Source organism: Enterococcus sp. DIV2385 (assembly GCF_051711925.1).
GTDB lineage: Bacteria > Bacillota > Bacilli > Lactobacillales > Enterococcaceae > Enterococcus > Enterococcus faecalis.
In genome coordinates this window covers 1649129-1661472 of the sequence record NZ_JBIONV010000001.1, presented here as the reverse complement: position 1 = coordinate 1661472, position 12344 = coordinate 1649129, and the positions used below count along the sequence as shown (strand labels likewise).

Annotated in this window: 12 protein-coding genes; 8 read left to right on the top strand and 4 right to left on the bottom strand. The window is 35.4% G+C overall.

Translation table 11 applies throughout. The features are described 5' to 3' along the window. Positions 1 to 265: 265 nt before the first annotated feature. Both IGM04_RS08140 and IGM04_RS08135 read left to right on the top strand, forming a co-directional pair. A complete protein-coding gene (locus IGM04_RS08140) occupies positions 266 to 793 on the top strand; it encodes a 5-bromo-4-chloroindolyl phosphate hydrolysis family protein (RefSeq protein ID WP_179189139.1) in 528 nt (175 codons plus the stop codon). After that, positions 786 to 1631, top strand: coding sequence for a hypothetical protein (locus tag IGM04_RS08135; RefSeq protein ID WP_010822943.1), 846 nt, complete (start codon positions 786 to 788; stop codon positions 1629 to 1631). Before IGM04_RS08140 ends, IGM04_RS08135 begins: the two co-directional genes overlap by 8 nt. Before the next feature lie 302 nt (positions 1632 to 1933). On the opposite strand, the gene IGM04_RS08130 is transcribed toward IGM04_RS08135, so the two are convergent. Further along, a complete protein-coding gene (locus IGM04_RS08130; protein WP_179189129.1) occupies positions 1934 to 3442 on the bottom strand; it encodes a helix-turn-helix domain-containing protein in 1509 nt (502 codons plus the stop codon). Positions 3443 to 3560: 118 nt separating this feature from the next. Then, positions 3561 to 5474 carry a PfkB family carbohydrate kinase gene (locus IGM04_RS08125; protein WP_010822941.1) on the bottom strand — a complete coding sequence of 638 codons (1914 nt, stop codon included), beginning with the start codon at positions 5472 to 5474 and terminating at the stop codon, positions 3561 to 3563. A 146-nt stretch (positions 5475 to 5620) separates the two neighbouring features. Here IGM04_RS08125 and rihC point away from each other — a divergent pair, with 146 nt between their 5' ends. The 3 genes from rihC to IGM04_RS08110 are packed head-to-tail and all read left to right on the top strand — an operon-like array spanning position 5621 to position 8452. After that, the gene (rihC, locus tag IGM04_RS08120; RefSeq protein WP_025190406.1) at positions 5621 to 6574 is read left to right on the top strand and encodes a ribonucleoside hydrolase RihC; all 954 of its coding nucleotides are present in this window, start codon (positions 5621 to 5623) and stop codon (positions 6572 to 6574) included. A 16-nt stretch (positions 6575 to 6590) separates the two neighbouring features. Further along, on the top strand, positions 6591 to 7964 hold the full coding sequence (dcuC, locus tag IGM04_RS08115; protein WP_002360057.1) for a C4-dicarboxylate transporter DcuC: 1374 nt from the start codon (positions 6591 to 6593) through the stop codon (positions 7962 to 7964). 11 nt (positions 7965 to 7975) lie between these two features. Continuing rightward, positions 7976 to 8452, top strand: a complete 477-nt coding sequence (locus tag IGM04_RS08110) for a GNAT family N-acetyltransferase (protein WP_086317963.1) — start codon at positions 7976 to 7978, stop codon at positions 8450 to 8452. 90 nt (positions 8453 to 8542) lie between these two features. Here IGM04_RS08110 and IGM04_RS08105 read toward each other — a convergent pair whose 3' ends face one another. Further along, positions 8543 to 9571 (bottom strand): lactonase family protein, encoded by a 1029-nt coding sequence (locus IGM04_RS08105; RefSeq protein WP_086317962.1) that lies wholly within the window; start codon positions 9569 to 9571, stop codon positions 8543 to 8545. A gap of 191 nt (positions 9572 to 9762) precedes the next feature. On the opposite strand from IGM04_RS08105, the gene clpX reads away from it, so the two are divergent. Together clpX and yihA are read left to right on the top strand one after the other, a co-directional pair. Beyond that, a complete protein-coding gene (clpX, locus tag IGM04_RS08100) occupies positions 9763 to 11016 on the top strand; it encodes an ATP-dependent Clp protease ATP-binding subunit ClpX (protein WP_002357154.1) in 1254 nt (417 codons plus the stop codon). 97 nt (positions 11017 to 11113) lie between these two features. Next, positions 11114 to 11695, top strand: a complete 582-nt coding sequence (gene yihA, locus IGM04_RS08095; protein WP_002357155.1) for a ribosome biogenesis GTP-binding protein YihA/YsxC — start codon at positions 11114 to 11116, stop codon at positions 11693 to 11695. A 16-nt stretch (positions 11696 to 11711) separates the two neighbouring features. On the opposite strand, the gene IGM04_RS08090 is transcribed toward yihA, so the two are convergent. Beyond that, the gene (locus IGM04_RS08090; RefSeq protein ID WP_002362024.1) at positions 11712 to 11864 is read right to left on the bottom strand and encodes an SPJ_0845 family protein; all 153 of its coding nucleotides are present in this window, start codon (positions 11862 to 11864) and stop codon (positions 11712 to 11714) included. Between the two features lie 177 nt (positions 11865 to 12041). Between IGM04_RS08090 and yidD the strand changes: the two genes are divergently transcribed. Beyond that, on the top strand, positions 12042 to 12344 hold the full coding sequence (gene yidD, locus IGM04_RS08085; RefSeq protein WP_002357157.1) for a membrane protein insertion efficiency factor YidD: 303 nt from the start codon (positions 12042 to 12044) through the stop codon (positions 12342 to 12344).

Here is a 12344-nt window from a genome sequence, read left to right as displayed (position 1 = left end):
GTTTTAGACAATAAAAAACGCTTGTGAGAAGTAATCAATTCTTGCAAGTGTTTTTTGCTACATATTAAACCAAAAAAGATTTCCTTAGACATTTAGACAATTTGTCCAAATGCGGAACAGAACAATTTTCCTATATGATACAATAAAAGTGCACAAGTAATTGGGGGAGTAACATTTCATACTTATTTGTCAATTTTAAGCTGGACAGTGTGTTATTCAGTAATATATACTAATTTAAAAAGGAGTGCATGATTTGAATGGGATAATGGTTTTGTTAGTGGGGACTGGGTACATTGGTTGGGTTATTTATAGAAATGGTCGTACGTATTTCCGTTATAAAAAAAATCTAAAAAAATATCAAACGACGCACCATCTAACGGACAGTGACCTAGAGATGTACCAAAGAATTATGGACGAATTAAAAAAACAAATTATTTATTTAAACGAACTAACGAATAAGTCACGAAATTTAAAAAAAATTGAACAAGTAGAACTGGGTGTTGCTTCCGCTAAGGGCATCTTTAAACACTTAGTGAAGTATCCTGAAGCAATTACTCATTTTAGTGATTTTTTATATCATAAGGTACCAGAGATTTTACGAGCATCAGAACGGTTTTTAAGCATTAAAGAAGATAAATTGTCAACAGAAGAAATAACACTTGCAACCAATGGTATCTTAGGTACCATAAGAGTGTTGTCGGAAAGTATCACAGATGATTACGAAAAATTAGTCTCCGAAGCATCTGAGGAAATTGCCTTATCAAAAAAATTAGTGGAGAGAAAAAATGGCTAAACAAAAGAATTTTTATGATACATATGATGCGCTTTTTCAAAAGCCAAAATGGTCGTTTTTTCCTGTCACAAGAACAGACACAGTAAAGCAACTTCCTAACCCCAATAAAAAAGTGGTAAAACCACAGACGAAAAAAAAGAAAAAACAAAAAAAGAACAAAAAAATTATTTGGATAGGCATTGCTGTAGCAATTGGCTTTATAGTATATATTGATCTTGCGGAGAAAGATGATTATTGGGATTACTCCGCTTCATCAGAAGATGTTTATCCTTTAAAAGAAGCTGGACTTACCACAACTGGACCTGTTGATTTAGAAAAACCACTAAAAGTCACAATAGAAGAAAATAAACTTTTATTTAATCAAGGCTACCAAATAGAAATTATCGGCGATGCCGATATTGAAACCAGTGGCGGAAAGAACTTTTTAATTTTACCTTCTACAGAGGAGTATCCAGATACAAAATATCTAGGCAATATCAGTTTTTATGAAAAAAGAGACTATTATACATCGGCAGGTATGTACCTTTCTGGCAATCTTATCAACAGTCTTTCTGATTATTTAGATACAAGTAAAGAGTTTATCAAAGCATATCCAATTGATAAAATTGCTGATGTACAAACCGGCTATATTTTAAAACGGAATCAAGGATATACAGACATCTCAAAATATTATCTCTTTAAAGATGGAACAGGATTTGAATTAGAAGTCTCTGTTGACCAATTGGAAAAGGTCAAAGATTCCAAAGACTATTCTTCTTTTGTAAAAACATACGCAAAAGAAGTCGCTTTTATAGAAAAAAGTTTTAAATTTGAGTCTACTGATGAGGAATCTCGATAGAGAAAATAGTTTTCAGCTTCAAGTAGCGCCTAGCAATACCTTTGTTGAAAAAATGTAAGAGCCTGAGACAAAAAACACTTTGGATCTTCGTCTCAGGCTTAAAAACTGATCAGCGGTGGAAGCGTAGCACTTTAAGGACTGAAGTACGTTACTAGATTGTCTTTGAAGGTAACATAGAAAAGAACAGCAATATACAAGCGACCTACAAACTATTTTCTGTCAGACTAAAACTGGCAGAAGTGGTTTGTAGGTTGCTTGTTTTCATTATGGCTGGTGAGACAGGTTGGCGCTTGATGTTTGTTTTAATATTGCAAATCAAAAATGGCGATACTTATTTTACTGAAAATTAGTTCCCAATCTTCTCGGGTTAATTCTTCTTCTAAAATGTAAATTCGGTCTATTTCTTTTGGTAAATCAAATAAGGGATAGTCAGTAATCACAATATCACAACTAGAAAAATCGGTTCGTTCAAAAATAATATCCTCACTAAATGCTTGCTTGATTTTCATCATAATAAAGCTAGCAATGTAAAAATCGCGAGAATATGCAACACCAATTTTAATTTTTTTGCGGGGACTATAGTGCTTATAAATTCGTAACAACAATTCACCTGTCCAAATTGGGTTCTCCTGATCCTTAAATCTTAACTGATAAGGGGAATGCGCTGAAAAGTTTTGATAAAAAGCATAAATTTCTTTCTGTAAATCTTTTTGATAAGTACTATTTTTATTGACTAAAAAATCTAGAATTGCGGTATTTGGTTGCTGTGAAATAAATAATTGGTTATAGATAATATTTTTAAATAAAATAAGTAAGAAGTAATGACGATCAAATTCACGCATTTTTGGAATTTGAAAAACTTCGCAAAAATTGGTTAATAAAGAATCAACGTAGAAATATTCTGGGCAAGAAATTTCATTTAGAGCAGCCAGTAAATCTTTGGCTCGTTTTGCTGAATCAAAATTATCAATGGCAATGGGTGCAATGATATCTACAACCCGCTGTTGATCTTCTGAAAAATTTGATTGGGAACAAAAAATAGTTTGTTTTGAGTCTGAGAAAAGCCTTAAATAAGGATGTTCTTCAAATTCTTTTTGGAGATCATCTTCACAAGTATATGGAAAGCGATATTTTGCGATGTGTAAAAGTAAATTTAATTTTAGTAGAGAAGCGTGTTCCAAGCGTTCAAGAATTTCTGGTTTAATATGTTGCGTCAGTATATCTTCAAAATAAGTAGAGGTATAACGTGGTAAGGCTAAGGTATTTAAAAAGATGGTCCAGTAGACATCAAGAAAAGCATATAGGACTTGAAATTCAGAACCTGTAATCACTTTACTCGCGGAGGGGGAAAAATGGACGGAAATTCCATACAAACCAAATAGTTTATTAATGTTATTTAACCGTTTGTAAATGTAAGATGAGCTAAAATTAGTTTCTTGACTCACTTTCCAGACAGAATTGTTTTCTTTTTTGATAATTGCTTGAAAAAGAATGAAGTCAGTAGAATGGACACAGTAATAATTAAATAATAAAAAATAGTGGGAAAGAAAATCATTGGAAGTCGTATGTAATGAAATTTTTCCGTGATGGATCTGAATCTCTAAGGTATTTTCAGGAAGGGTTGCTAAGTCTTCTTGAATTTCACGAAGATAAATTGATAAATTTTTAGTAGAAAGATCGAATTTTCGGGCAACACTAGATAAATCAAGGTTTGTTTGTTTTGCTAAGTATAAAAAGACAGCCAATTTTTTTTGTGTTTTCTTTGAAAGTAAAAATGTTTTTATGGCATCTTGTGTTTTGATGAGACTCACTCCTTAGTAATAACTTCTCTTTTATTATAATAGTTCGCCTAATAAATTGTAATAAAAAAGAACAATTCTCATTGGTTTATGAGAAAATAACAAGATATTCAGCAGGAAAACACCTGTGTCAGTCGACACAGGTGTTACGATGAGCAAAAAGAGCGGGTTCTTTTTTTATCAAATAATTTTCCAAAGTGACGTGATCAACTAAAGAATCAATCACCCCTTCTTTAGAAACTGAAAATCCTGCAGCCTGAATTGCTATTTGAATGGCTGCTTCAGTCGGATAACCTTTCGAAAGATAGGAGGCGAGCGCGCTGATAAAGCTGTCACTGGCACCAGTGCTATCCACAGCTATATTTTCTGTTGCAGGGAAATAGTGGCACACTTGGGGTGTTTTTAATAACACGCCTTTTTTTCCTAAAGTAACAATGACATTTTTTACGCCCATTTCTAAGAAGTACGCCGCTTTCTCTTCTAATGTACCAGTATCTGGTTGAAGTTCCAATAATTCATCTTCATTGGGAATGAAAAAATCAACCTTTTCTAGTATATTCACTGGAATATGATGAATAGCAGCTGGCTTTAAAATAATCGGTACCCCTGAATGTTGGGCGATTTCACAAGCTTTCTCTACAGCAGACAAAGGAATTTCTGTTTGAATGAGACAAAAACTGGCATCCATAAATAGGTGTTTTTGCTGTGCGATTTTTTTAGGCGTAAGCGCTGTGTTTGCACCAGGTAAGATTGAAATCATGGAGTCGCCGCTTGTCTCAACATAAATATAAGCTTGACCAGTCTCAGTATCTTGAATACGTGTGATACCATCTGTCGTAACGTGGTATTTTTCTAATTCTTTATATAAGTAATTCGCATCTGTGTCTGAGCCTAAACAACCAATTAAGGTGGCCTGATGGCCCAGTTTGGTTAAGCCAACAGCTTGATTTAATCCTTTTCCGCCGGGGAATTTAGCATAGCTAGACAAAAAATTTGTTTTGCCGTTATGTGGTAAATTTGTTGAATACAGATAATTATCAACGTTTAAACTACCCACTACAATCATTTTGCTATGTGGATTAACACTAGACATGCCTAATGTATTTTTGTGATCTAGCACCAATTTTTCAGCCTCATTAATCAAGGCTGTTTTTTCTTTGCGTTTGTTAAGCAATAATAAGGCTAACTGGCTGCCAAACGTCTCTGTGTCTAATAAGACGGAAGAAATATGATCAGGTAAAAATGAACGATCAATTTTTCGCTTAATTGCGAGTAAAGAGTAATTATCGGGGGTTCGCAAACCGCTCTGCTTTAAAAGCTGTTCCAAAAAAACAGCCTGGGTATAGTCATCAGTAAGGATACCCGTAATCCCATCTGTGATAAGCTGATTACTGAAATCAGCAGGGATAGTAGTTAAAATATTTTCTTTACTAAAGGGTAAATTGACATCAAACAAGGCTTTTTTATAGCCTGCAATAATTGCTTCTTTATATTTTGGGTTAGTGACGAAATAACTAATTTTTTTATGGTTATTCTGTAATAATTCTTGGGTTAAAACATAACTAGCTTCTTCATAAAGACCCGCTAGAGAAGGTAATTCGTTAGTTGAGTGATTGACGAAATAGTAAGGAATCGTTAATTCTTCTATAAATTTCGCGTATTGTTTACTGTTTTCATTGATTGGGTCCCAAATAATGCCACTGGCTTGTTTTAAAGTTGGCGAGGTAATATTTTTCAGTTCTTGTTCTAAACTACCGTGACTATTTAAAATTAAGCAGCTATAGCCATTTTCTTGAGCTTTATCAATAAAGCTCGTAACCCAAGCCTCAAAAGTTTCATGGCTATTTAATAATAACACGAAGGTTTTTGTAGTACTATTTGTGACGAGATTTGCTGAGTAAGGTGTGTAGTTGTAATCTCGAACGATTTTTAAGACACGCTCACGGGTTTCTTTACTAATAGTTTGATCTTTATTATTTATAATTTTGGATACAGTTGAAGCGGAAACGCCAGCTAATTTTGCAATATCTTTAATATTCATCATTTTCGTCCTTTCACTGAACTCTTTTTTATAGTAAGCATTCTAAAAGCAGAAAGTCAAGAAAAAGCCTAATTATTTATTATTTAGAAATTCTGCTTGACTTTTAATGAAAGCGCTGTTAATCTCAAATTAAGAAAACGTTTCCGGAAATGTTTTTCCTAAATGTGAATGGAGGAAGAAAAATGGATACAAAGAAAAGACCAATCATTATTGATACGGACCCAGGAATTGATGATGCTGTAGCTTTAGCGATTGCACTGAATCATCCTAACCTAGAAGTTCGCTTAATAACGACGGTTGCAGGGAATGTAGATGTAGAAAAAACAACAAATAATGCCTTGAAACTTGTCGATTTTTTTGGGAAAAAGGTTCCTGTAGCCAAGGGGTGTAATTGTCCGTTACTTATTCAATTGGAAGATTCTGCTGAGATTCATGGGGAGACTGGCATGGATGGCTTTGAGTTTCCGCAACCTATCTCTACGTGTTTAGATATTCATGCAGTGGAAGCTATGCGAAAAGAAATTCTGTCTAGTGATGTTCCTTTGACCATTGTTCCAATTGCTGCATTAACGAATATTGCTTTGTTACTGACCCTCTATCCAGAAGTCAAAGAAAATATTGCAGAAATCGTCATGATGGGTGGCTCATTAGCAAGGGGAAATACAAATACAAGTGCCGAATTTAATACGTATGTCGATCCACACGCTGCACAAATTGTTTTCCAATCAGGTGTCCCGCTAACAATGGTAGGATTAGATGTTACAAGTCAAGCTGTGTTAACGAATCATGAAGTAACAGCTATCAGAGCGCTTGGTAGAGTGGGGGAAATGTTTTATGGTCTTTTCCGTCATTATAGAGGCGGCAGTTTAACTACAGGTTTGAAAATGCATGATGTCTGTGCGATTGCCTATTTAACTTCACCAGAATTATTTGAGACAACTGAAACGTTCATTGAAGTTGCTTTGGAAGGTCCAGCTGCGGGAGCTACTGTTGCGGATTTAAAAATGAAGTATCATAAAAACACGAATGCCGTTGCCTGTATAGATGTAAACGTTGAAGCTTTTCAAAAATGGGTTGTCGAAAAAATGAAAGCGATTAATTAACTGAAGGAGGATAAGTATGATTGAAAGTTTATTGGTATTGGTCGTTTTAGTTGTTGTAGCCTATTTGATTGTAAAAAATTATCATCCCGCACTCAGCTTAATTATTGGTGCGCTTGTTCTACTTGCATGTGCATGGATGTTAGGCCATCCCATTTATCCTGCAGGGGAAGGAACCGGTTTTGGATTATTTGATATTTTCTTGAAGTTTAAAGATACAATTATTGCACAAGTGAGTTCAGCAGGAATTGTAATTATGATTCTTTTTGGTTATTCAGGCTATATGAATGCAATCGGGGCCAATCAGATGGCTGTCAACTTTTTGGTGAAACCATTAATGAAGATTAAACGTAAATCGTTATTTGTTCCTGTGGTCTTTTTAATTGGAAATTTAATGTCACTAGTAGTTCCTAGTGCATCAAGCTTAGCGATTATTTTAATGTCTATATTATATCCGATGCTAGCCAGCATGGGGATTTCATCATTAACTGCTGCAGGTGTGATTGCAATGACGGCAACTATCATGCCAACACCTTTAGGCGCGGATAACGTAATCGCCGCAAATACCCTTGGTTATGATGTGTTAAATTATGTTGTATGGAATGCCAAAATTTCGCTGCCATCGTTATTAATCATTGCGGTTGCACAGTACTTCTGGCAAAAATACTGCGATAAAAAAGAAGGTGAGGCTGCCTATGTCTCATTAAATGAAGAAGGCTTAAGCAAACAAAAAGAATTTGATGTTCCTAAATTTTATGCAATATTGCCAATATTACCGCTATTATTAATTGTTGGAGTGGGAATCGCAGGAATGTTTATTAAAGGAATAACGATGGATATTTTTGTTCTTACATTTATTTCTTTCTTCATCGCTGTATTGGTTGAGACGCTTCGCTTGAAATCTTTTAAAAAGGTTCAAGATACGGCTGTCGAGATGTTTAAAGGAATGGGGCAAGGGTTTAGTCAAGTTGTGATGCTTGTCGTAGGCGGTTCATTATTCACGTCTGCGATTCAAACGTTAGGAATTATTGATAGTATTATGGCATCTGTCGAAGCGTCAAGTTCAGCAGGAATTGTCACGACCTTAATTTTCAGCGGTGCAACGACCCTTTTTGGAATTTTAAGCGGTGGTGGTCTGGCAATGTTTTATGCGGTTATCGAACTAATCCCTGGGATTGCCGAAAAAGCAGGGATTGATGGTATTTTAATTTCCTTGCCAATGCAGATGATCGCGAATTTAACTAGAACGATTTCTCCTGTAGCAGCAGTTGTCATGATTGTCGCATCAACAGTAGGAGTTAGTCCCATCAGAATTTTAAAACGGACGAGTGTACCGACCATCATTGGCATTATTAGTGTGATTGTCTTGTCGATTCTATTGTTACCTTATTAAGAGAATAAACAATGAAAATTAGAGTGGCTGATGAGAAAGAGTTACCGATGATTCTTCAATTTTTAACAGAAGTAAAGGCATATATGGATGTTGTGGGCATTACACAGTGGACAAAGGACTATCCTTCTCAAGGAGATATCCAAGAAGACATTACAAAAAAACAATTATATTTGCTAGTGCGCGAAGAAATGATTTTTTCAATGGCAACGTTATGTATGGAGCAGGAACAAGACTTTGTTTGGTTAAAGCGCTTTGCAACTTCGCCTAATTATATTGCCAAGGGTTATGGCAGTTTGTTGTTCCATGAATTGGAGAAACGAGCAGTCTGGGAAGGAAGACGTAAAATGTATGCTCAAACTAATCATACAAACCATAGAATGATTCGATTTTTCGAAAGTAAAGGGTTCACAAAAATTCATGAATCTTTACAAATGAATCGCTTAGACTTTGGCTCTTTTTATTTATACGTTAAAGAATTGGAGAACTAATCCATCGTTTAAAATAAGAAAACAGGAGTCAGATGCAAACATTAATTAGCATCTGACTCCTGTTATTTTCCAAGGAAATAGTCAACTTAATTATACAAATAAAACACAAACACATTCGGGAACAGCAACATCTTTTTGAATCATTTCTAATAAGCCTGTTTCTTGGTTCCGACGATAAAGTGTTAAGTTATCAGAGTCTTGATTAGCGACAACGATGAAATCTTCAGAAGGATCTAAATCAAAATCTCTCGGAATATCGCCTTCTGTTGAAATTAATTGAATTCGTTCAATCGCTTCGCCATTTTCTGAAACAGCATAGACAGCAATTGAGTTATGGCCACGGTTTGAAGCATAAAGGAAACGGCCATCAGAAGAAATACGAATCGCAGCACCACCATTAAACGCATCATAATCAGCAGATAAAGTAGAAACTTTTTGTAATTCAGTGAAAGAACCATCTGTTTCATCATATGAAAGAACTGAAACAGTGCTATCTAATTCACCAAATAAATAAGCCAATGATTTTGTTGGATGGAACACTAAATGACGTGGACCAGTCCCTGGCTCAGTCACGAATTGAGCGATTTCAGAAAGCTTTCCATCTAAGCTAACATTATACGTATACACACGATCGGTTCCTAGATCACAGACGACTAAGCGTTGATCAGGCGTCAAATCTGTGTAATGAACATGGGCATTGTTTTGGTTTTCATGAGGACCAGTTGGCTCTGTATGAATCACTTTGTCAGCATCTTCCAAAGAACCATCTTCTAAGATACGATACACGTGAACGATACCTTGGTGATAATTTGCTGCATAGACAAGTTGTCGGTTTTCGTCAACAGCTACATAACATGGCGGCGCACCTTCCTCAGTTACTTTATTCAATAAGTTAAAATGGTCCATTTCTGGTTGATAAGCGGCAGTGCCACCTTCACCGTCAACACTAGTGACGCTAAAAAGTTCGCCCTTTTGACTCAGAGCAAGATAGGTAGGACTCGTTTCTTCTAACAAAAGTGTCGCTTCTGTTAAACGACCTTGTGTCGTATCTAATGCAATTTTATAAATGCCTTGGCTGGCTCTTCGAGTATAGGTACCTAGTAAAATTTGTTCTAACATCACAATTCCTCCAATTTGTTTCAACACAATCACTTTTTATGAAAGTGCTTTTATATAATGTAGTATACCATAAGAAGTCTAAGAACAATAAAACTTTCTATCTGAGATGTTCGCATTTTAAAGTGGTTTGTGCTATTATGATGAGAGACTGTGATGACAGTCATTTTTTGATTTTTAGAGGGGTGACGAACATGTACGACAATACGGATAATAACGGGACCGTTCGTTGTTCATTTTGTGGGAAAACACAAGAAGAAGTAAAAAAAATTGTTGCTGGTCCGGGTGTCTATATTTGTAATGAATGTATTGATCTATGTAAAGAGATTATTGATGAAGAATTTTATGATGAAGCAGTCCGAGAATTAACGGATGTGCCAAAACCCCAAGAAATTTTAAATGTTTTAAATGAATATGTTATTGGACAAGAACGTGCAAAACGCACACTTTCTGTTGCTGTTTACAATCACTATAAACGTGTGAATCAATCAGAAACAGCTGCAACTCAAGATGACGTTGAATTGCAAAAAAGTAACATTTGTTTAATTGGACCAACAGGTTCAGGTAAAACTTTCTTGGCTCAAACGTTAGCAAAAACATTAAATGTACCTTTTGCAATCGCTGATGCGACCAGTTTAACAGAAGCAGGTTATGTAGGGGAAGATGTTGAAAATATCCTTTTAAAATTACTACAATCTGCTGACTATAATGTTGAACGTGCGGAAAAGGGCATTATCTATATTGATGAGATTGATAAAATTGCCCGTAAGAGTGAAAATGTTTCGATTACTCGAGATGTTTCAGGTGAGGGTGTTCAACAAGCCTTACTAAAAATTCTTGAAGGAACAGTTGCAAGTGTACCACCACAAGGGGGCCGCAAACATCCACATCAAGAATTTATCCAAATTGACACAACGAATGTTCTCTTCATCGTTGGTGGAGCATTTGATGGAATTGAAACCATTGTTAAAAACCGCTTAGGCGAAAAAACTATTGGTTTTGGTAAAACTAATTCTGCTTTAAATGAAGAAGAAAGCATCATGCAACATATTATTCCAGAAGATTTATTGAAATTTGGTTTAATTCCAGAATTTATTGGACGCTTACCTGTAATGGCTGCGCTTGATAAATTAACGAATGATGATTTAGTTCGAATTTTAACAGAACCGAAGAATGCCTTGGTGAAACAATATCAAAAATTATTGTCTCTTGATGACACTAAATTAGAATTTGAACCAGAAGCATTAAAAGCCATCGCAGCCAAAGCTATTGAACGTAATACTGGCGCACGCGGACTTCGTTCAATCATTGAAGAAATTATGATGGACGTAATGTTTGATGTTCCTTCAGATGAAAGTATTGAAAAAGTTATCATTACTAAAATGGCAGCTGAAGGTACCGGTAAACCAACAATTATTTATAACAAAAAAGATAAAGAAGCTGTATAAGATTGAAGCTGAAAACAGCTCTTTCGGCGGATCTCCGAAAGAGCTGTTTTTGTTAAGCTTTTGAATGAAAGACTGAATAGAAGAACGGAGGAAAACAATGAACGTACATAATGCAGAAATCGTGATTAGTGCGGTATCCCCTAAACAATATCCTGAATCTCAGTTACCGGAGATTGCTTTAGCTGGACGTTCGAACGTTGGGAAGTCATCTTTTATTAATACCTTGATTAATCGTAAAAATTTAGCAAGAACTTCAGGCAAACCTGGTAAAACGCAAACGCTAAACTTTTATTTAATTGAGGACGCCTTACACTTTGTGGATGTTCCTGGCTATGGTTATGCCAAAGTTTCTAAAACAGAACGTGCAAAGTGGGGAAAAATGATTGAAACGTATATCACGCAACGTGAGCAATTACGTGCAGTCGTTTCTTTAATTGATTTACGTCATCCGCCGACCCAAGATGATATCCAAATGTATGAATTTTTGAAATACTATGATTTGCCAGTTATTATTGTGGCAACTAAGGCAGACAAAATTCCGCGGGGCAAATGGAACAAACACGAGAGTGTCATCAAAAAAGCCTTGAATTTTGATAAACAAGATGACTTTATTATTTTCTCTTCTGAAACAAAAGAAGGAAAAGAAGCAGCTTGGACAGCAATTGAAAAGTTTCTATAGAAAAAAACAAGCAAAATTATTCTTTTGCTTGTTTTTTTGCTTCTTCTTTTTTTGCTTCTTGTCGTTGTTTTGCTAGTTCTTCAAGAGGTACTTCTTTCTTTAATGGATCAACGGCGAAAGAATCGAAGAGTTTATCTAAGTCATTGGAACGTTCAAATTTTAATCCCATTTACTAAGCCTCCATTCCTTTTTTTATAGTGTAGCACGTTTTTTTTCATTTGGATAGCAACAGAAATGTAAGAATTCGTAATAGGTGCACCTGGTGTAATTTCTCGTAACTAAGACTTGCCAAACATGAAAAAACAAGCTATTCTTTAGTAAGAATTAGTTAGAAAGAAGGCACTTTATGAAAAATCCGTTAATCGGCGGTGTTCGTTTTTATCAACGATTTATTTCTCCAGGATTGCCTGCACGTTGTCGCTATTACCCAACGTGTTCACAATATATGATTGATGCAATTCATACACATGGAAGTGTCAAAGGAACAACGATGGGAGTAGCACGGATTTTACGATGTCATCCTTTTGTTAAAGGCGGCATTGACTATGTTCCGTTGAAATTTCGCTTGACGAAAAATCCTGATGAGACCTATCATGGACCGTATACGTATCGAAGAAATAAGAAAACAGAAGTAGAAAAGGATGGATAA